We start from the raw sequence: 20,301 nt of genomic DNA, 5'->3' as shown, positions 1-20,301 counted from the left end.
TTCTCCCAGCTCTTCCGGGTCGGTCGGGTACCCGGTGCGGCTCAGAGCCCGAGTTCCGCCCGCGCCGCCACGAACGCGTCCACCGCACGGTGCACGTCCTGTGCCGAGTGCGCGGCCGACAGCTGCACCCGGATGCGGGCCTGGCCCTGCGGGACGACCGGGTACGAGAAGCCGATCACGTACACCCCGCGCTCCAGCAGCAGCTCGGCCATGCGCCCGGCCACCGTCGCGTCGCCGATCATGACGGGTGCGATCGGGTGGTCGCCGGGGAGGATGTCGAAGCCCTCCTCGGTCATCCGGCGGCGGAACAGGGCGGTGTTCTCGGCGAGCCGGACCCGTAGGTCGTCCGCCGACTCCAGCAGGTCGAGCACCTTCAGCGAGGCCGCCGCGATCACCGGGGCGAGGGTGTTCGAGAAGAGGTACGGCCGGGAGCGCTGGCGCAGCAGGGCGACGATCTCGGCGCGGGCGGCGACGTACCCGCCGGACGCGCCGCCGAGGGCCTTGCCGAGGGTGCCCGTGACGATGTCGACGCGGTCCATGACGTCGTGCAGCTCGGGGGTGCCGCGGCCGCCCGGGCCGACGAAGCCGACGGCGTGCGAGTCGTCGACCATGACCATCGCGTCGTGGCGGTCGGCGAGGTCGCAGATCTCGCGCAGGGGCGCGACATAGCCGTCCATGGAGAACACGCCGTCGGTGACGATCAGCTTGCGCCGGGCACCGCCCTCGGCCGCCTCCTTCAACTGTCGTTCCAGGTCGGCCATGTCGCGGTTGGCGTAGCGGAAGCGGCGGGCCTTGGACAGGCGGATGCCGTCGATGATCGAGGCGTGGTTGAGCGCGTCGGAGATCACCGCGTCCTCGGGGCCCAGCAGGGTCTCGAAGACGCCTCCGTTGGCGTCGAAGCAGGAGGAGTACAGGATCGTGTCCTCCTGGCCGAGGAACGCCGACAACCGTGCTTCCAGCTCCTTGTGCACCTCCTGCGTACCGCAGATGAAGCGCACGGAGGCCATGCCGTACCCCCAGCGGTCGAGCGCCTGGTGGGCGGCGGCGATGACCTCGGGGTGGTCGGCGAGGCCGAGGTAGTTGTTCGCGCAGAAGTTGAGCACCTCGCCGGGGCGGCCGCCCGCGGTGACGCCGACGGTCGCGGACTGCGGGGTGCCGATGACGCGCTCCGGCTTGTGCAGGCCGGCGGCGCGGATCTCGTCGAGGGTGGCGCGCACTTCAGCGCGTACAGAGTCGAACATCGAGGGCTCCATAGGGTGCGGTGGGCGAGTGAGCCGAAGGGGCACGCCGGTGTCGAGAATTCGAGCGCGCGGGGGCCCGAAGGGCTGAGCACGGTCGGGTTCCCGCCACCGGCTTGAGCCGCCCGGAGGCGAACCGAGCCAGAGATCAAGCAGTCCAGTCGAGGATGACCTTGCCGCCGCGGCCGCTCGCCGCGTCGGCGAACCCCGCCTCGAAGTCGCGGTAGTCGTACCGGCCGGTGATCACCGGGGCCAGGTCAAGGCCGCCCTCCAGCAGGACCGACATCGCGTACCAGGTCTCGAACATCTCCCGGCCGTAGATGCCCTTGATCGTGATCATGGAGGTGACGATCCGGGACCAGTCCACCGGGAACTCCTCCGTGGGCAGCCCGAGCATCGCGACCCGGCCGCCGTGCGTCATGTTGGCGATCATGTCGCGCAGTGCCTCGGGGCGGCCGGACATCTCCAGTCCTATGTCGAAGCCCTCGCGCAGCCCCAACTGCCTCTGTCCGTCGGTGATCCGGGCGCTCGACACGTTCAGGGCGAGGTCGACGCCGATCTTGCGGGCGAGGTCCAGCCGCTCCTCGCTCACGTCGGTGACGACGACGTTGCGGGCACCGGCGTGCCGTGCCACGGCGGCGGCCATCAGTCCGATCGGGCCGGCGCCCGTGATCAGCACGTCCTCGCCGACCAGCGGGAAGGAGAGCGCGGTGTGCACGGCGTTGCCGAACGGGTCGAAGATCGCCGCCACGTCGAGGTCCACGGGCACCCGGTGCACCCACACGTTGGACGCGGGCAACGCCACGTACTCGGCGAAGGCACCGTCACGCCCGACGCCGAGCCCGACCGTGGCACGGCACAGGTGACGGCGTCCGGCGAGGCAGTTGCGGCACTTGCCGCACACGAGGTGGCCCTCGCCGCTGACCCGGTCGCCGGGCTTGATGTCGGTGACGTCGCGGCCCGTACCGACGACCTCGCCGACGAACTCGTGGCCGATCACGAGCGGGGTACGAATGGTCTGCCGCGCCCAGCCGTCCCAGTTGCGGATGTGCAGGTCGGTACCGCAGATACCGGTTCTGAGGACCTTGATCAGTACGTCGCCCGGGCCGGTCTCGGGCTCCGGGACGTCCGCGAGCCGCAGGCCGGGCTGCGCCTTCTCCTTGACCAGCGCCTTCACGCTACGGCTCCTGTGGGTGAGGTCCCGGAGCCGGGCATGCCGAAGAAGCCCGGACCGGGAGAGGGATGGGATCTCGTGGGAACGAGGGGTGGGATCTCGCAGGAAACTCGTAGGAAATCTGCCGTACGGTCCCGCCCCCGGTCCATCGAGGATTTCTTAAGCTCCGCCGCAGCTTTGCTTCACGCCTTACGCGGTCCCCGCGGGCGCCTGCGCGGTGCGCGAGGCACGCGAGCCGTATTGATCCAATCGCCGCCGCTTGCCGTATCCCTCCTGAGAGGCACCACCCCGACCAGGCACCCCCACTGCCAAGGAGCCAAAACCCCGTCATGCTGCCCGCACCGCACATGGCCCTGCCGCCCACCGACCGTGTCCGTTCCCCGTTCACCGGCTGGACCCGCGAGCACTGGGAGGCGCTCGCCGACCGTCAACTCGAAGCACTGTTCCCGTACGCGACACCCGGCTTCGCTCAGTACCGGCTGCCCGGCCGAGGCTCGACCTCGGGTGTGGTCGCGGACGGCCTCGAAGGCTTCGCCCGCTCGTTCCTGCTGGCCTCCTTCCGTATTGCGGGAGCCGGCGGGGCCGGCGGAGCCGTGGATCCTCGTCTCACCGAACGTTACGTGCGGGGTCTGACAACGGGATCGGACCGTGACAGCGGCGAGGCATGGCCCGAACTCACCGACTGCTCGCCCCAGATGGCCGAGGCGGCCGCCATCGCACTCGGCCTGCACGAGACCCGCGCATGGATCTGGGACCGGCTGCCGCCCCAGGTCCAGGAGCAGATCGTGGACTGGTTATGGGGCTTCGTGGGCCGTCGTACCGCGGACGACCACGGTCGGCTCTTCCAGGTGGTCGCCGAGCAGTTCCTGGCGTCGGTCGGGGCGCCGTACCGGCAGGAGGACATCGAGACCGGCCTCGACCGCATCGAGGACTGGTACGTCGGTGACGGCTGGTACTCCGACGGCGACGGCCGCACGTTCGACTACCACAACGCCTGGTCCCTGCACCTGTATCCGCTGCTGTGGTGCCGTATCGCGGGCGGCAACGACGGAGGACGCGGCCGGGTCTACCGCAGGCGGCTGGCCGAGTTCCTCGCCTCCTACCCGCAGTTCTTCGGCGCGGACGGCGCCCCCGTCCACCACGGCCGCTCGCTGACGTACCGTTTCGCCGCGACCGCCCCCGTGTGGCTGGGCGCCCTGGCGGGCTGCACACCCCTGGCCCCGGGGCAGACCCGGCGTCTGGCCTCGGGGGCCGTACGGCACTTCGTGGAGCGGGGTGTGCCCGACGAGCGCGGGTTGCTGCCGCTCGGCTGGTACGGCACGTTCCTGCCCTCGACGGGGGCGTTGTCCGGGCCGGGCTCACCGTACTGGGCGGGCACCGCCTTCCTGGGGTTGCTGCTGCCCGCGGAGCACCCGGTGTGGAGGGAGCGCGAACAGCCGCTGCCCGTCGAGGTGTCCGACCAGTACACCGCGCTCCCGGCGCCGGGCTGGCTGCTGCACGGCACCCGGCACGACGGGATCGTACGGCTCGTCAACCACGGCAGCTCGCCACAGGACCCCGCCGACGACGATCCGCACGCCAGCCGGTTCGGCTACTCGACGGCGACGGCGCCCGAGGCGGGGACGCACGCGCGGGAGCGCAACGTGGACGGCCACCTCGCGCTCCTCGCGCCGGATGGCACTCCCTCGCGCCGACGCCGGATACGGCCCCTGCGGTGCGCCGGACGGATGGCGGCGTCCCGGTACGACGCCCAACTGCCGGGCGAGGAGGACACGTTCCCGGTCGAGACGACGAGCGTCCTTCAGGGGCCGTGGGAGATCCGGGTGCACCGGGTGCACGCCCCGGCGGGTGCGGCGGTCCGGGAGGGCGGGTACACGGTCGCGGACCGGAACCGGCCGTCGGCCGAGCGGGGTGCGGGATGGGCGCTGGTACGGACCGCGCACGGGCTCAACAGCGCGATGGTCGCCCTCCACGGCTGGGACGCGGACACGGGCATCGCACGCGAGGTGGAGGCCAACGCGTTCGGCGCGCACTCGGCGACGCCGTACCTGCGGTGCGGCGCCGGTCTGCCCGGCGGCAGCGGCATCTTCGTCACGCTGCTCGCGCTGACCCGGGACACCGTCCATCCTCAGGCGCTGCGGGAGTCGGTGGTCTGTGCGGTGGAGGGGGACGAGGTGCGCATCACCTTCCCCGAAGGGGACACCGTCGCCGTACGGTTCCTGGCGGGATGACCACACGGTCCGGCTCCCGGGCGGAGGGCTACGGGAACGGCTCCCGGCGTTCGAGTTGCTCGACCAGTTCGGCGGCCAGCGACTTGATGGTCTCCAGACCGGCCCGGCCCCACGCGCGCGGGGTGACGTCGGCCGCGCAGACCGTGCCCAGGGCGATGCCCGTGCGGTCGACGAGCGGGGCGCCGAGGTAGGAACGGATGCCGACCTCGTCCACGATGGGGTTTCCGGCGAACCGCGGATACTCCCTGACGTCCTCCAGGACCAGTGCCTTGCGTCGGACCACCACATGAGGGCAGAAGCCGAACTCGCGGGGCATATGGCGGGACACCATGGTCTTCGCACCTTCCGCCTCGACGAGGATGCCGTCAGGTTTATGCAGTCCGGCGAAGAACTGCCGGTGCTCGTCGATGAAGGTGACCATCGCGTACGGGGCCGAGGCGACCTCCGCGAGCCGCTGCGCGAATACATCGAAGCCGGAGCCGGGCTCCGGGTGTACGCCGAGGCCCAGCAGACGCAGCCGTCGTACGCGCTCGGGGGCGTCCCGGTCCTCGGGGGTCAGCAGCAGCCGACCGGACGGGCGGCCCGGGTCGTAGCTCATGGCCGCACCCCACCACTCATGTCGTCCCTCATGTGTGGGCTCCATGGCTCCGGGCGCGCGCGGGTGTGTGGGCGAGGAGGTGGCGGACCAGGGTGAGCAGGGTCTGCACGCCGGAGCTGGAGATCCGGGCGTCGCAGCACACCACCGGGATCTCGGGGCTGAGGTCGATGGCCGCGCGTACCTCCGCCGGGTCGTAGCGGTACGAGCCGTCGAACTCGTTGAGCGCGACGACGAAGGGGAGGCCGCGCTGCTCGAAGAAGTCGACGGCGGCGAAACAGTCCTCCAGGCGGCGGGTGTCGGCGAGGATGACCGCGCCGAGTGCGCCTTCGGAGAGTTCGTCCCACATGAACCAGAACCGCTGCTGGCCGGGGGTGCCGAACAGGTAGAGCACGTGTTCCGGGTCGAGGGTGATGCGGCCGAAGTCCATGGCCACGGTCGTCTCGACCTTGTTCTCGATCCCGTCGAGGCTGTCGGTCGCGGCGCTGACCGTGGTGAGCAGTTCCTCCGTGCTGAGCGGCGCGATCTCGCTCACCGCGCCGACGAAGGTCGTCTTGCCGACTCCGAACCCGCCCGCCACCAGGATTTTGAGTGCGGTGGGGAAGGGGTCAGAGCTGTCGTCGTAGTCCATCGAGCACTGCCTCCAGAAGAGACCGGTCTGTGGGGTTGTGGAAGGCCGGGGGCCTCGCGGTGAGGGCCCCGCAGTCGACCAGGTCGGACAGGAGCACCTTGGTGACCGCCGCCGGCAGCTTGAGGTGCGCGGCGACCTCGGCGACCGAGACGGGTGCCCGGCACAGGTCGAGTGCCTGGGCGTGCTCGGGGCCGAGGTAGCCGAGTGGGATGGTTGCGCTGGCCATCACCTGCGTCAGGAGGTCGAGTGTGGCGGTCGGCCTGGTCCGGCCGTTGCTGACCGTGTAGGGACGCACCAGCCGACCGGCCGCGTCGTCGAGCCAGGGCCCGTCGCCGGCCGCGGCCGCGCTCAAGGCCTCAACGCCGGGGGTTCGACGGCGGGCTGCCTGGGCGCTGTCATCAGGTACGGGCGGACGCTCTTGACCAGCATCGCCATCTCGTAGCCGAGCACCGCGGCGTCGGCCTCGCGTCCGGCCATGACGGCGAGACAGGTGCCGGAGCCGGCCGTGGAGACGAACAGCAGGGTCGAGTCGAGTTCGACGACGACCTGGCGCACATCGCCGCCGTCCCCGAAGCGGACCCCCGCGCTGCGGCCGAGGGAGTAGAGGCCGGAGGCCAGTGCGGCCATGTGGTCGGCGCTGTCCGGGTCGAGGCCGTGGACCGACTTCACCAGTCCGTCGCAGGAGAGCAGCACCGCGCTCGTGGTGTGCGGTACGCGCTGCACGAGGCCGCTCATCAGCCAGTCGAGATCGGAAACATGGCCGGTCGGGGCGTCGCTTGCCATGGTGGATCGACTCCTTGGGGTACGAAGGTCTGCGGGAGCGGAGGGGGTGGGCAGGGATGTGGTCATCCGGTCGGTGTGCTCCCGTCGTGCCGGGCGGTGAGGTCGTGTTCAGGCGCGGACTCCCGCGTCCCGTGCCCCTCGCGGGGCGGGTACGCCGTGCGCGCATCGCTCAGGTGGGCCGCGTCCGGGGCCGACGGGACCGCTATGGGGGTGCTGTCCAGGCGCAGGACGCCGAGGGTGGACGCCGTGTCCGTGTGCAGGGCGTCCATGTGGCTCGCATCGGCATGGGACACGGTGTCGGTGTGTCCCGGCTCCATGGCGGTGGCGTCCATGTGCCCCTGCTCCATGTGGTGGGCCTCCGCGAGGCCGATCCCCCGTTGGAAGGCCGCCATCAGTCCGGGGTCGTGGCCGACGTAGTGGTCGGGGTCCTGGCGGGGCGTGGGCGCGGGGCCGCCCCGCAGCTGGGGCGCCATGTGCTCCTGGGCGCGCCGACGGGGCAGCTGGGGCTTGCCGGTGGTGCCGGGGACCGCGCCGGTGCGCGGTGCGGGGGCGTGGTGGCGTTCTCCAGGAGGGTCCGCCGGTCGTCGGGGCGGATGCCGGGCAGGGCGTCGGCCGGGTTGGGCCGCTCCTGGCGGGTGTCGCGCACGGGCAGTCGGCTCGGGCCACCGCCCGGGCCGGCCGGCGTCTGCTGCCGCGGTACGGCGTGAGCGGCGCCCTGACCGGTGGGGGCGGGACCGGGGGCGGGGGCGGACCGGTTCGGCTGCGGCTGGGTGGCGGTCGGCTGGGGCTGGGGCTGGGTGACCGTCGGCTGGGGCTGGGGCTGGGTGACCGTCGGCTGGGGCTCGGGCTGGGGCACGTCACCGGAGATGCCCGGCTCCGTGCCGAGCAGCCCCTGGGGGACGATGAGCACGGCCTGGACACCGCCGTAGATGTTGGTCTGCAGCCGGACGTGGATGCCGTGCCGCCGGGCGAGCTGGGAGACCACGAACAGGCCGATGCGGCCGTCCTGGAGGAGGCTCGCGACGTTCACCTGGTCAGGGTCGGCGAGCAGGGTGTTCATCTTGTTCTGCTCGGTCACCGGCATACCGAGCCCGCGGTCCTCGACCTCGACGGCGAGGCCGGAGGTGACGATGTTGGCGCGCAGCAGGACCTGGGTGTGGGGGGCGGAGAACACCGTGGCGTTCTCGACGAGTTCGGCCAGCAGATGGATGACGTCGGCGACCGCGTGCCCGCGCAGGGTGCCCTCGGTGGGCGGCACCAGCTTGACCCGTGAGTACTGCTCGACCTCCGCGATGGCCGAGCGCAGCACCTCGGTCATGGGGACCGGGTTGCTCCACTGACGGCGGGAGACGGCGCCGCCGAGCACGGCGAGGTTCTCGGCGTGACGGCGGGTGCGGGTGGCGAGGTGGTCGACGTGGAAGAGGCCCTTGAGCAGGTCGGGGTCCTCGATCTCGTTCTCCAGCTCGTCGAGGATCGAGATCTCGCGGTGTACCAGGGACTGCAGGCGCCGGGCGAGGTTGACGAAGACCTCGACCTTCTGTTCGCTGTCGGCCTGGCTGGAGAGCCGGGAGGCCTGGACGACGGCGGTGACGGCGGCGTCGTGGGCGTGCGCGAGGTCCGCGGCGAGCAGCTCGAACTCGTCGGCGTCCGCGGCGGGTTCGCTGCGCGCCCCCGGCTCGGGCGGGTCCTCGCCCCGGCGCAGCGCCTCGACGAGCGTGCGCAGGTCGGCCTCACCGCGGGCGCTGGTACGACGCAGGGCGCCGAGGCGTTCGCTCACGGACCTCGCGGCGCGGCCGGCGGCCACGGCGGCGATCACGATGCCGGCGAGGGTGACCCCGACGGCTCCGGCGAGCACGGCCCACAAGGCGGGGCTGGGGCGTGCTCCGGTGGAGCGGACGGTGAAGAGCACGGCCGCGCCGGCGCTGAGCGCCACCGCGATGGGCGGCAGGACCGCCAGACGCAGCAGTTGTGACCGTATCGGCGTCTCGGGCAGCGAGGGGGCGGTGCGGGCGACCGGTCGTCCGTGCCGGCCGCCCTCACGGCGGTCGGACCGGGCGGTCGGTGCGCGGAGCTGAGACATCGGTGTCCTTGTACTGGTGCGTCGGGGGCGTGGAGGGCTCCCGCGTCTGCGCGACCCGGGCACACGCCATCGCGTGCCGGTCGAGAGAACCTGAGAACCGAAGAACTCAGTCCTGCTTCGCGCGACGGCGACACACAGTAGTCGCGAACGCATCACGTGCGATGCGCAGTTGACAAAGTCCCGTGCAAAGGTTCCCGCCCTGGTATGAGACTTCGTACGACAGGCCGATAAACCTTCGGACATTCGTTCCCGATCCGGAATTGAATCGATCGAAGCTGGTCAGAGGCGGTCGCGAACAAACAACGATGGCCGAGGTCAGTTCGACCATCGGCCATCGGAAAACGATCGGGAATTTCACCTGGCGGGAGCGGCTTGCGACACTCCGGTGTCCGCGGAGATCCTTTCAGAGACATCACCCTTTGTGGTGACCGGACTGTCTCCGACGGGGAGCCAACCACCCGTCAGAGTGACGGCGGCAGCCGGTCGCCGGGTCATGGGCGTCGCGCGTGCGCGAAACCGCGTCGGTGCCATACCAGGCCGCCCCCATGGGCGGATTCGCCGTCCACACCGGTGACCCGGCCCACCAGAATCGTGTGGTCCCCTCCCTCCAGGATGTCGTGCCGCACGCACCGGAGGGTCAGGGTGACGTCCCGCAGAACGGGTGCCGGATGCGCGTCCGGCGCCAGCGCGACGTCGTCGAAACGCTGCTCGGCCGGTCGCATGAACCGCCTGACCAGGTACTCGTCGCCCGGGCCGAGGAGGTGGACGGCGAAGGCGTCGGAACCGATCAGCGCATCGTGCGTGCGCGAACCCCGGTCGATGCAGACGAGGAACAGCGGCGGCGTCAGCGACAGGGAAGTGACGGCACTGGCCGTCAGACCGCGTGGCATGCCGCGGTCGTCGTAGCACGTGACGATGGTGACGGGTGCCGCCATGGCGGACATCGCCGCCCGGAAGGCCTCGGCCGGTTCGGTCGCCGTGCTGGGAGCGGGCTGGGACGCGAGGAGGGTTCCGGTCATCGGGCCACCTCCAGCGAGCGGGCCGCGCCCTGCAGCCAGTGGCCCTGCGGACGGCCGGCGAACCCGGTTCGGACGTCCCAGGAGACACGGCCCGCCTTCACCGTGGTGGTGAAGCGACCGGTGAAGGTCCAGCCCTCGTACGCCGACCAGCCGCACAGCGATATCACGTCGCGCGCCGAGAACTGCCAGCGCTCGGACGGGTCCAACAGCGCCAGGTCGGCGTCCGCACCCGGCTCCAGCCGGCCCTTCCCGGGCAGGTCGAAGAGGCGGGCGGGTCCGTCTCCCATGAGCCGGGCCAGATGCAGGGCAGCCTCGTCGGGCTCGACTCCCCGTGTGTGCAGGCCGGTCCAGACGGCCGTGGCCAGTTCCTGGACGCCGGGGAGTCCGGGGGGCGCTTCGGCGGGTGGGCGATTCTTCTCCTCCACGGTGTGGGGAGCGTGGTCGCTGCCGAGGGTGACGGCCTGGCCGTGCAGTACGGCCTGCCAGAGGCGTCGCTGGTCGCGACCGTCGCGGATGGCCGGGGAGAGCCGGGTGCGCGGACCGCGTCGCGTGGTGTCGTCATGGGTGAACGACAGGTGGTGGCCGGTCACTTCGAAGGTGAGGGGCAGTCCCTCGGCGGCCGCCGCCGTGAGCAGGTCGGCCTCCTCCGCCGAGGACACGTGCAGGATGTGCGCCTTCGTCCCGTACTCGCGCACCAGGCGGACCACATGGGCGACAGCGACGATGCCTCCGGAGCGCGGCCGGTGCGGCTCGTACTGGCCGTAGGAGTCCGGGGCGCCCGAGCTCACGTCGAGGAGATCGAAGACATGCTGGTCCTCGGCGTGCAGGACCAGCCGGACGCCCCCGCGGGCGGCGGCGGCGAAGGCCCGCCGCAACTGCTCGCCGTCACGGAAGACGACCGGCGCGGTGTGGTGGCCCGCCATGAACACCTTCGCGGAGGTCGCTATCCGCGGGTCGAGGTCCGCCAGGAGTTCGGGGTGGTCGGGATCGGCACCGATGTGGAAGCGGTAGTCGGCCCAGGAACGTCCGGCGATCCGGTCGGCCTTGGCTCTGATCCCGGCTTCGTCCAGGGACGGCGGACGGGTGTTGGGCATGTCGACGACGGTGGTCACTCCCCCGGCGAGGGCGGCACGGCTGCCGTGCTCCCACGTCTCCTTGTACTCCAGGCCGGGGGTGCGGAAGTGGACGTGGGAGTCGATCAGGCCCGGCAGCACATAGCGGCCGCGGGCGTCGAGGCGCGGTCCCGCGGGCAGAGGCTCCCCTACCGCGAGCAGGGTCGACACGCGGCCTTCACGGATCACGACGGTGCCGTTCCGGACGCCTTCGGGGGTGACGAGGCGGCCGCCTTCGACTATCAGGTCGGCGGGTGCGGGATTCGGGGTACTCAGCGGTTCCACGGCAGACTCACCAGTTCCTTGCAGAGGTCGTTGGTCGGTCCCATCAGGGCGACGGCTCGGGCATCGCGGTCGTAGCGGTTGATGTCGTGCGAGGCGACGTAGCCGGCCGAGCCGAGCATCCGCTCCACGGTGGAGACGACGCGCTCGGCGGCCGAGGAGGCGAAGAGCTTGGAGTGCAGCGTGGTCATGCCGGGGTCGGCGGCACTGCGCCGTCCCGCGCGCTCCACGACCGCACGGGCGGCCTCGACCTCGGTGGCGAGGTCGACCAGTTGGTGACGGACAGCCTGCTGTGCCGTCAGTCCACGCCGCTCGGCGTGCTCGTGGGCGAGGTCGAGGGCTGCCTGGGCCAGACCGACGGAGACGGCACCGAGGCTGGCGCCGCTGTCCCGGACGCCGGCGATGATCGAGGCGGCCGTGCCGACCGGGCCCAGCCGGTTCGCGTCCGGCACACGGCAGTCGTGGACGGAGACGAAGCCGGTGGCCGAGCCGCGCATCCCGGTCAGCCGCAGCGACGTGTCGGGCTCCAGACCGGGGGTGTCCGCCGTTACCAGGAAGAAGGTCTGTCCGGCGGAGCCGTACCCGGTGTCGGTGCCGCTGTCCGGTGCCGGTTCCTCGGTCTGCGCCAGCACCAGGTAGACGTCCGCCAGGCCGGCGCTCGTGGTGAAGGACTTGGCGCCGTCCAGGACCCAGCCGCCGTCGGGTGTGCGGCGGGCCGTGGTGGACAGCCGTTTCTTGTTCGCGCCGGCGCCCGTCTCGCTCCAGGCGGAGGCGGCGAGCCAGTCACCGCGGGCGAGCCGGGGCAGCAGCCGACGGCACAGCGCCGGGCTGCCGTGTTCCAGGACGCGCCTGCTGACCGCGTAGTGCTGGAAGAGCATGATCGCGGCAGAGGCGTTGACCTGTGCCACCTGTTCGACTGCCGTGTTCAGCCCCTGGGCATCGTCGCCCGTGCCGCCGTACTCGTAGGGCAGGGCCAGGCCGAGCATTCCGCTGTCGCGCAGCAGGGCCACGGCTTCCCGGTCCGGTTCGCCGCTCGCGTCGGCGGCCCGGGCGCAGGCGGCGAGGCGCTCGCGCACCGGCGCGGTGAGCCCGGAGGCCGGCAGGGTGAGCAGCGCGGCGGTGAAGTCCGGCGCGGCGGGCACGGTCAGGCTGTCAGTGGAAGCCATGACAACTCCTGGGAGGTTCGGGCGGGCAGGAAGCGGCCGCGGTAGTCGACCTGTTTCTCCGCTACGGAGACCCAGGCGAGCCGCCGGTCGTGCGGGCCACCGGTCGTGCGGGCCGAGACGCGGATCGTGGCGCCCGGGGTGCGCAGGGCGAGCATGCCGCTCGGCGACTGTTCCGTGTGGCCGGAGAGCAGGTGGGGCACCGTGCCCTCGATGGCGGCGCCCGCGGCGAGGCACGTCGCGCCGGTGAGAGCCACCGTGGGGTGCCAGGACGGCACGGATATGGCGCGGACCGCGAGCGTGCCCAGGACGTCCGGGAGCAGCGCGGCGACCTTGGGGAAGGCGCCCCCGGTGTCCCAGCCCTGTGCCTCGCAGACCGCACGGCGCAGCCGCGTCATCCGGTCGAAGAGGACCAGGTCGTCGGCGAAGAGTTCGTCGACGGTGGGGACGCCGAGTTCGTCGGCGTGCACGAAGATGTACGGATTGCCCATCGAGACCAGGGAGACGGGAACCATCCGTCCCTCGAACGGAATGCCGGTGACAGCGTCACCCGTGATGAGCAGCTCCCGCACCGGGCGCGGCGGGGAGCACAGGAAATGGGCGGTGAACCGAGTGCCCCCGTCGGAGGTTTCCTCGGTCTCGCACACGACGTTGTCGCCGTTGTTGAGGACGTTGACCCGCACGCGGCAGCCCGGCACGAGCGGCTGGATCATACCGGTGCGGGCGGCCGCCTCCACGGCGGCCAGGATGGAGTGCCCGCACGATCCGCGCAGGTCGAAGCTGTCGAGGCGGTCCGGCAGGGACTGTACGAACCGGTAGTCCAGGTCGAACAACGGGTGCCGGGAGGGTTGGACGAGCGCGTTCTTCAGGACGTCTGAGGCCCCGTTGTCCACGAGGGTCGCCCGCAGTTCGGTGAGCCGGGCGAGCAGTTCGGGTTCGGCTTCGGGCAGGGTGCGCGCGTCCACGACCGCGGTGGGGCAGGGCGTGCCGTGCGCCCTGGCGAGGGTGACGGTCATGCCGCCGCCTGGAGGACCGGTGCCGGTGCGGCGAGGATGATCGGGGCATCGGCGGCCGTGAAGAACTCCTGCCGCCACAGCTGGTGCGACATCAGGGACCACAGGGCGAGGGAGACGGTGTCGCTGGGCCTGACGGCCTGTTCGTCGAAGAGCGCCTCGACCTGCTCGGGCCGGATACGGCCGTCGGCACGCAGCGTTTCGGTGGCCAGCACATCGCGGGCCATCGCCCACAGCCGCTGGCCGGGGGCGAGCATCGCGGTGACCGGGAGGGTGAAGGGCTGCTTGGGCCGCTCCAGCACGCTGCGCGGGACGAGCCCCTGGGCGGCCCGGTAGAGGGCTCGCTTGACCCCCTGCCCCGGTACGAGCCGGTGGCTGTCGGTGAGGGTGGCGGCGAAGCGCACGACCGACGGCTGGCAGAACGGCAGCCGCACCTCGACCGAACTCGCCATCGACAGGTGGTCGACACGGCGCAGGTGGTAGGCGGGCAGGCGATAGCGCTGCTCCACCGCGGTGATGCGCCTGAGGCGGCTGCCGGGGCTGTACCGCAGGGTCCGCCGAATGTCGGCGGGCAGGGCGGGGCCTGTCGCGTTCACGGCGAACGCGTACTCGTCGGTGTACAGGCGTGCGCGCAACGCCTGCGGGACGGCGGCGAGGTGGTCGAGGTAGTCGTCCGCCCAGTCCGATCCGTGGTGGGCCGCGACCGCCTGGGTCATGCGGCTGTAGCCGCCGAAGAGTTCGTCGGCGGCGTCGCCGGTGAGGGCGACCTTGAAGCCGGCGTCGCGGACCGCGCGGAACAGGGAGAACGTGGAGAGCGTGATGGGGTCGGCGTTGGGCTGCCCCAGGTGACGCACCACGTCGGTCATCAGGTCGGGGAAGGTGGCGGGGTCGATCTCCACCTGATGGTGGTGGGTGCCGACGCTGCGGGCGACCTCGGCGGCGTAGGCACGTTCGTCGCTGGGCCAGGTGCCGGTGTAGGCGATGTTGAAGGTGTGCAGGGCGCCGCTGCCGCCGCCCGTGCGGAACGCCTCGGCCGCCAGCGCCGTGACGAGGCTGGAGTCGAGGCCGCCCGAGGTGACGGCGGCGACGGGGGCGTCCGCGATCAGCAGCCGGGACACCTCACGGGACAGCAGGTCGCGCAGCTGCGTGCCCGCCTCGTCCAGCGTGCGGCCCCGGTCGGGGCGCAGGCCCTGCTCGTGAGCCATCGGGCGGTGCTTGATGCGCAGTCCGTCCCGGTGGCTGACGACGGCGGTGACGGCCGGCGGCAGCACCCGGATGCCGCGGAACATGGTGCGGTCGCCGAACGGTGTCTTGGAGGTGAGGTAAGCGTCCAGACCCATCTCGTCCTCCTCGGCGCTGACGCCCGAGAAGCCGAGGAGCGCGGGCAGTTCGGAGGCGAAGTGGAACCGGCCGGCGGTGCGTTCCCAGTGGTAGTAGAGCGGCTTCATGCCCGAGTCGTCGGTGGCCAGCACCATGCGCGGGGTGGCGCGCAGGTCCATGACCGCGATCGAGTACATGCCGTCCAGGTGCTCGGCGAACCGTTCCCCGTAGGTGATGTAGAGCGCAGGCAGGATGGAGCCGTCGCAGTGGTCGGTGAAGTGGAAGCCGAGTCCGGTGAGACGGTCACGCAGTTCCCGGTGGTTGTAGATCTCACCGTTGAAGACCACGGTGACGCGACCGAGGTGGTACGGCTGGGCGCCGCCCTCGGGGTCCATGATCGACAGGCGGTTGTTGCCGAGGGCCCAGTCGGGCCGGTGCGCGACGCCCTGGGCGTCGGGGCCGCCGTGGTACATCAGGTCGGCGACGCCGCGCAGTTCGGTCTCGTCGGAGTGGACGTTGAAGGTTCCGTAGATGCGGCACACGGGGCGTTCACCTGACCTGGGAGGAGTAGCCGGCGGCGGAGTAGAGCGCGGGGTCGTAGGGGCTGGGGCCACCGCAGGTCACGAAGCGGCGGGCGGCGGAGCCGGTGTGCGGGTTGCGCGCGCCGTGCAGGACGCCGGGAGCCGCGTACAGCACGTCTCCGGCCGCGACGTCGACCCAGTGGTCACGCAGGTACATCTGACCGATGCCTTCGAAGGCGATGAACGCCTCGTCGCTGTCGGGGTGGAGGTGGACGTTGAAGGTCTCGCCGGGCTGCTGGATGCCGCAGTGCAGGCACAGGCGGCTGCTGCCGGTGCCCGGCCAGAAGACGAAATTCATGGTGGCCCGGGCCTCGGCCGCCTCGATCTGGCCGGTGCCGCCGAAGCCGCGCAGCTGGGTGGTGTCGTCCCACAGCGAGGAGTGCAGGACCGGATCGCTGCCGGGGGTGGCGCCGGCGAGGGGCGTGCGCCAGATGTACGCCGTCATGCCGGCGTCGTCGGCGGTGAGGGTGAGCGCGCGGCCGGTGGGGGCGTAGGCGGCGCGGCCACGCTCGACGTGGCGGCTGAGGTCGCCGACCGCGGCGGTGCCGGAGCCGGCGAAGACGACGACGGTGTTCTCCTCGGCCGCGCTGTCGTCGGGGACGAAGGACTCGCCGCCGGCGATGCGGACGACATGGAGGGTGACGTGGGTGGAGCCCGCGGCCGGGCTGACGGGGGTCGCCACGGTGGTGCGGGCGGCGGGGTGGGCGACGGGACGGAACTCCAGCTCGGCCGCGGTGATGATGCGGGCGTCACCGAGGGCGGTGGCTGAGGTGGTTGGGGGCATGCCGGTGGCTGCTTTCTGTGTTCGCAGGCCGCTGTGGATGGCATCGGCCTGCCGGTGCGGGTGGGGAGAAAAGCGGGTGGAGCGGACGGAAGGCGGCGGGCCACGGTCCTGGCGGCCGTGGGAGGTGGCCGCCCTGGGGCGGTGGGCGCGAACCGTGCGGCCCGTCGCTCGAAAGCCAGGCCGGCGCCGAGGTACGCGGCTGCCACGCGCGGATCGTGAACCCGCGTTCCGTGGTGGCCGGGGCGCCCTGTGGCTGCTCTTCCGGTGGCTTTCCGTGGCGCTGTGCTCTTGCGTGGTACTGCAAGGCTCGCTCGCGCCGTTCCCGGTTGTGTCCCGCATCGCTCCCGGCGCCCTGGGAGGCCGTGGGAACGAAAGGGGCGCTCGGGAGACGGGACGGCAACAGCGTTGTGGGGGCGGGGCTGAGAACACACGGTGTGTTCTCAGCCCCGCCCCACAACGCCGCACGGTGCGTCCCGAGAAACGGGACGCACCGTGAAGGCAGGCGGACGGAGTCGTACGGCAGGCCTCGAAGGGGCCGCTCAGCGAGCCCGGAGCAGGCCGCTCAGCAGGCCTCCCTGGCGACCGCGGTCGGCGCCGGATCGGGGACGGACGGCGCCGGCGTCGCCCGCGCGGACGGTGCCGCGGCACGGCGCGCCGGCCAGGCCAGGCGTCCCTCCGCCAGGGCGAGCGCGGCGATGACGACCACGCCGCCCACCGGCACGTTCCAGGTGATGGCTTCGCGCAGGGCGACCGCGCCGACGATCACGGAGAACACGGGGACGAGGTAGTTGACGCCGGAGGCGGTGGTCGGGCCGGCGTCCGCGATGAGCCGGTTCATCAGGACGAAGGCGACACCCGTGGAGGCGCCCCCGAGCACCAGGAGCGACAGCAACGGGCCGGCCGTCAGCTCGCCCGGCAGGTCCCAGCCGATGCTGAAGGTGGTGATCAGGCCGGTGATGACCGTGGCGGAGGTGAGCTGACCGGCGGTCACGGCCAGGGCGGGGATCTTGTACGGCGCGATGAAGCGGCGCACATAGACGAAGCTGATCGCGTAGCTCACCGCAGCTCCGACACAGGCCAGTTGGCCGCCGACGGAACCGAAGCCCTCGGTCCGCCAGGGCCCGACCACGACGACCAGGCCCACGAACCCGATGAGGAGACCCGTCACCTTGCGGGCGGTGGGCTTCTCCGTACTGATGGCCAGGGCCGCGATGCCCATGGTGACCAGTGGTGTGGCGCCCTGGATGACGCCGGCGACAGTGGCGGTGGTGTGCTGCTCGCCGACGGCGAAGAGGGTGAACGGGACGACGTTGCCGAACACCGAGGCGACGACGATGTGCCCCCAGGCCTTGCGGTCCGGGAGTGCGGCCTTGGTCACGGCGAGGATCAGCGCGACGACCAGCGCGCCCACGAGGAGCCGGCCGAAGGCGAGTTGGAGGGGGGCGAAGGCGTCCAGCGACACCTTGATGAAGGCGAAGCTGCACCCCCACAGGGCGGCCAGCAGCCCGAAGCGGGCCCAATTGACGGGATGCATGTCGGTGTACTCCCGGAAGTTGTCGAACAGGGGATGGGGCAGGAGCCGGTGGGTCGGACGGAATCGGATGGAATCGGACGGAAACCGGCGGGGATCTGGACGTCAGGGCTCGTCGACCTCGAACTGGTCGTACTTCTCCATGAGGGCCACCAGTTCGGCGCGGGTCGGGGTGTTGCCGTCGGCCAGAAGCTCGGCCAGGCCCTCGAAGTACTCTTCGCGGTTCTCCGCGGGAGTGAAGATGATCAGCATCTCCGCGGGTGCGTCACTGTCGTTGCGGAAGCCGTGCACGGCGTTTTCGGGCACGTGCAGGAAGTCACCGGCGTGGGCCGTGCGCCAGCGGGTGCCGTCGTGGAGGGTGACCTCGCCGGAGATGACGTAGAACGACTCCGAGATGCGGGTGTGGTAATGCGGGGCCGCACCGGCGGCGCCCGGGAGCATGTGATGGTGGAACAGGCCGAGGCGGCCGTCGGTAGTGTCGGCGAGGGCGATGAACCGCGTGGTCGTCGTCTTTCCGATGCGGACCGTGACGGCCTCGCCGAACGTGCGCAGGGTCGAGTGCAGCAGCGTCATGACGCGCCGTCCCACATGCTCAGGTAGCGCTCGCCCGTGTCCGGCAGGACGGTGACGACGGTCCGGTCCCGGTACTCGGGGCGTGCGGCCACCAGGCGCGCCGCGTGAACGGCCGCGCCGGCCGAGACACCGACGAACAGCCCTTGGCCGGCAGCGAGTTGGCGGGCCGTCCGCAGGGCGTCGTCGTCGGTGACGGCGATCGCCTCGTCGATCAGTGAGACGTCGGTGGTCGGGGCGACGAAGCCCCCGTTGAGACCGGGGATGCGGTGGCGGCCGGCGTAGCCGCGCGAGAGCAGCGGTGATCCCTCCGGCTCGACCGCGACGACCCGTACCGACGCGTCGTTCTCCCGCAGATGACGTGCTATGCCCGTGAGGGTCCCCCCGGTGCCCACCCCGCACACGAGGGTGTCGGCACGGCGCCCGGTCGCGTCGAGGGCGGCCGAGATCTCCGGGCCCGTGGTGGCGTAGTGCGCCTCGACGTTGTCCTGGTTCTCGTGCTGGCAGGGGAACCAGGAACCCTCGGTGGCCGCGTGGATCTCCTCGGCCTTCTCGATGGCTCCCGGGTACCCCAGGTCGGCGGGGGTCCGGACCACCTCGGCACCCAGCGCGACCAGCAGACGCACCCGTTCGGTCGTGGCGTTGTCCGGCAGCACGATGACGCAGCGGTAGCGGCGGGCGGCGGCCAGTGCGGCGAGCGAGATGCCGGTGTTGCCGGACGTGGCTTCGACGATCGTGCCGCCCGGGACCAGGTCGCCCCGTTCCTCGGCCGCCTTGAGCATGTACAGGGCTGCCCGGTCCTTGCTGCTGGACATGGGGTTGGCCGCCTCCAGCTTGGCCAGTACCTCGGCGCCCGGTGCGAGACCGTCGAGTCGCAGCCGGACCAGCGGAGTGGCGCCCACCAGGTCGTCGATGCCGTCGGCGACGGCCGGCCGGGCCAGGGGAAGTCGTGTCGTACGCGGTGGAAGGGTGCGCATGGCTTGATTCCTCGTCGTGAGCGGTGGAGGGGGAATGCCGGGTCGAGGGCGGGCTACCAGGAGCCTGCCGAGGCGATGCTCGCGATGACGTCGGCGGCCGGGCGGCCCGGCGGGCGCCCGGAAGCGGTCGCGGCCAGCATCCGCATCCCGTCGGGTACGTCCTTGTTGACCAGCGCCTGCGCGCCGATGATCGCGTCGTCGCCGACGGTCACGGGGCCCAGCACGGTGGCGTTGGTGCCGAGAATGACGTTGCGGCCCACCACCGGGTGCCGGCGTGCGCCCTCCGGCCTGTGGTTGTCGCTCCACCAGCCGACCGCGCCGAGCGTCACCTGGTGGTAGATCGTCACGTCGTCACCGATCGTGCATGTCTCGCCGATGACCACGGCGGCGCCGTGGTCGATGAACACGCGCCGGCCGAGCACCGCTCCGGGGTGGATCTCCACAGCGGTGACCCGCCGGGCCCAGCGGGCGAGGAGGCGGGCCGGCAGCCGCCGCCCTGCGGTGTGCAGACGGTGCGCCATCCGGTGCGTCCACAGGGCGGTGAGCGCGGGGTGCAGTACCGCCTCCCGACGGCCGCGCACGGAGGGATCCCGCTCGACGACGACGTCCAGGTCTTCGCGCATCAGGCGCAGCAGACCGATACCGGTGACGTCCGGTGGGGTGGCGGTCGGTGTCGCGGAGCGCGTACCGGCCCCGGCGGGTGGGCGGAAGGGCAGTACAGAGGCGGACTCCTTCGAAATGACGCTCATCGGGGCTCCAGTCGCGGGCGGAGAGGTGACGGCCGTCGGACGATGCCGTGCCGACGGTGGTGAAGGCTGCGTTCTTCCCGGTCTTCCTGGCCTTCCTGGCCTTCCTGGCCTTCCTGGCCTTCCTGGCCTTCCTGGCTTTCCGGGTCTTCCTGGTCTTCCTGGTCTTCCTGGCTTTCCGGGTCTTCCTGGTCTTCCTGGTCTTCCTGGCTTTCCGGGTCTTCCTGGTCTTCCGGGTCTTCCTGGAAGGGGTCTGGCATCCCTGTCCCCGCCAGGAAGGGGAGCCTGACGGCCGTCGGCCTGGTCCAGGTCTCGAAGAGAGCGTCGCGGAACCCGTTCCCGTTCCCTTCCCCCACCGTTCCCCGGCCACCGGTACGGGACCGCCGCCCTTCCCGCAGCACGGGGAACGGGCGGGTACACCGCGGGGAACGCACGGGGAGGAATTCGGGAACGGGCGGCGAGACGATCCCG

18 protein-coding genes and 1 pseudogene are annotated in these 20,301 nt (G+C 71.7%); 1 reads left to right on the top strand and 18 read right to left on the bottom strand.

Annotation, left to right across the window (positions count from 1 at the left end; genetic code table 11):
• Positions 1-41: 41 nt before the first annotated feature.
• Together E0500_RS24565 and tdh are read right to left on the bottom strand one after the other, a co-directional pair.
• Entirely contained in the window at positions 42-1,241 is a 1,200-nt protein-coding gene (locus E0500_RS24565) for a glycine C-acetyltransferase (RefSeq protein ID WP_131558726.1), read from the bottom strand.
• A 145-nt stretch (positions 1,242-1,386) separates the two neighbouring features.
• The gene (tdh, locus tag E0500_RS24560) at positions 1,387-2,415 is read right to left on the bottom strand and encodes an L-threonine 3-dehydrogenase (protein ID WP_131558724.1); all 1,029 of its coding nucleotides are present in this window, start codon (positions 2,413-2,415) and stop codon (positions 1,387-1,389) included.
• Between the two features lie 326 nt (positions 2,416-2,741).
• Between tdh and E0500_RS24555 the strand changes: the two genes are divergently transcribed.
• Complete coding sequence (locus E0500_RS24555) at positions 2,742-4,643, top strand: DUF2264 domain-containing protein (protein ID WP_131558722.1); 1,902 nt, start codon at positions 2,742-2,744, stop codon at positions 4,641-4,643.
• Positions 4,644-4,671: 28 nt separating this feature from the next.
• Here E0500_RS24555 and E0500_RS24550 read toward each other — a convergent pair whose 3' ends face one another.
• The 16 genes and pseudogenes from E0500_RS24550 to E0500_RS43135 form a co-directional block, all read right to left on the bottom strand.
• Positions 4,672-5,241, bottom strand: a complete 570-nt coding sequence (locus tag E0500_RS24550; RefSeq protein WP_131558720.1) for a GAF domain-containing protein — start codon at positions 5,239-5,241, stop codon at positions 4,672-4,674.
• A 28-nt stretch (positions 5,242-5,269) separates the two neighbouring features.
• Positions 5,270-5,869 carry an ATP/GTP-binding protein gene (locus E0500_RS24545; RefSeq protein ID WP_131558718.1) on the bottom strand — a complete coding sequence of 200 codons (600 nt, stop codon included), beginning with the start codon at positions 5,867-5,869 and terminating at the stop codon, positions 5,270-5,272.
• Entirely contained in the window at positions 5,847-6,221 is a 375-nt protein-coding gene (locus E0500_RS24540; protein WP_131558717.1) for a DUF742 domain-containing protein, read from the bottom strand. The genes E0500_RS24545 and E0500_RS24540 overlap by 23 nt, the downstream gene beginning before the upstream one ends.
• The gene (locus tag E0500_RS24535; protein ID WP_131558715.1) at positions 6,218-6,652 is read right to left on the bottom strand and encodes a roadblock/LC7 domain-containing protein; all 435 of its coding nucleotides are present in this window, start codon (positions 6,650-6,652) and stop codon (positions 6,218-6,220) included. The genes E0500_RS24540 and E0500_RS24535 overlap by 4 nt, the downstream gene beginning before the upstream one ends.
• Before the next feature lie 62 nt (positions 6,653-6,714).
• Positions 6,715-8,732: pseudogene (locus E0500_RS24530) on the bottom strand (ATP-binding protein).
• A 491-nt stretch (positions 8,733-9,223) separates the two neighbouring features.
• Positions 9,224-9,751 (bottom strand): flavin reductase family protein, encoded by a 528-nt coding sequence (locus tag E0500_RS24525; RefSeq protein WP_258572921.1) that lies wholly within the window; start codon positions 9,749-9,751, stop codon positions 9,224-9,226.
• A complete protein-coding gene (locus E0500_RS24520; protein ID WP_131564738.1) occupies positions 9,748-11,148 on the bottom strand; it encodes a dihydroorotase family protein in 1,401 nt (466 codons plus the stop codon). Before E0500_RS24520 ends, E0500_RS24525 begins: the two co-directional genes overlap by 4 nt.
• Positions 11,136-12,311 (bottom strand): acyl-CoA dehydrogenase family protein, encoded by a 1,176-nt coding sequence (locus E0500_RS24515; RefSeq protein ID WP_131564739.1) that lies wholly within the window; start codon positions 12,309-12,311, stop codon positions 11,136-11,138. Before E0500_RS24515 ends, E0500_RS24520 begins: the two co-directional genes overlap by 13 nt.
• Complete coding sequence (locus tag E0500_RS24510) at positions 12,290-13,324, bottom strand: PrpF domain-containing protein (protein WP_131564741.1); 1,035 nt, start codon at positions 13,322-13,324, stop codon at positions 12,290-12,292. Before E0500_RS24510 ends, E0500_RS24515 begins: the two co-directional genes overlap by 22 nt.
• Positions 13,321-15,183 carry an asparagine synthase (glutamine-hydrolyzing) gene (gene asnB / locus E0500_RS24505; protein ID WP_131564743.1) on the bottom strand — a complete coding sequence of 621 codons (1,863 nt, stop codon included), beginning with the start codon at positions 15,181-15,183 and terminating at the stop codon, positions 13,321-13,323. Before asnB ends, E0500_RS24510 begins: the two co-directional genes overlap by 4 nt.
• Before the next feature lie 7 nt (positions 15,184-15,190).
• Positions 15,191-16,006: a cupin domain-containing protein gene (locus E0500_RS24500; RefSeq protein ID WP_131564745.1), complete on the bottom strand. Its 816-nt coding sequence runs from the start codon at positions 16,004-16,006 to the stop codon at positions 15,191-15,193.
• Positions 16,007-16,568: 562 nt separating this feature from the next.
• Positions 16,569-17,540 (bottom strand): DMT family transporter, encoded by a 972-nt coding sequence (locus E0500_RS24495; RefSeq protein WP_131564747.1) that lies wholly within the window; start codon positions 17,538-17,540, stop codon positions 16,569-16,571.
• A gap of 102 nt (positions 17,541-17,642) precedes the next feature.
• A complete protein-coding gene (locus tag E0500_RS24490) occupies positions 17,643-18,110 on the bottom strand; it encodes a cupin domain-containing protein (RefSeq protein ID WP_131564749.1) in 468 nt (155 codons plus the stop codon).
• The gene (locus tag E0500_RS24485; protein WP_131564751.1) at positions 18,107-19,084 is read right to left on the bottom strand and encodes a PLP-dependent cysteine synthase family protein; all 978 of its coding nucleotides are present in this window, start codon (positions 19,082-19,084) and stop codon (positions 18,107-18,109) included. Before E0500_RS24485 ends, E0500_RS24490 begins: the two co-directional genes overlap by 4 nt.
• A gap of 53 nt (positions 19,085-19,137) precedes the next feature.
• Positions 19,138-19,719 (bottom strand): serine O-acetyltransferase EpsC, encoded by a 582-nt coding sequence (epsC, locus tag E0500_RS24480; protein ID WP_131564790.1) that lies wholly within the window; start codon positions 19,717-19,719, stop codon positions 19,138-19,140.
• A gap of 110 nt (positions 19,720-19,829) precedes the next feature.
• On the bottom strand, positions 19,830-20,090 hold the full coding sequence (locus tag E0500_RS43135) for a hypothetical protein (protein WP_220140596.1): 261 nt from the start codon (positions 20,088-20,090) through the stop codon (positions 19,830-19,832).
• Between the last annotated feature and the right edge of the window lie 211 nt (positions 20,091-20,301).

The sequence above is a fragment of the Streptomyces sp. KM273126 genome, from assembly GCF_004337435.2.
GTDB lineage: Bacteria > Actinomycetota > Actinomycetes > Streptomycetales > Streptomycetaceae > Streptomyces > Streptomyces acidicola.
This window is presented reverse-complemented; position numbering and strand designations above follow the sequence as displayed.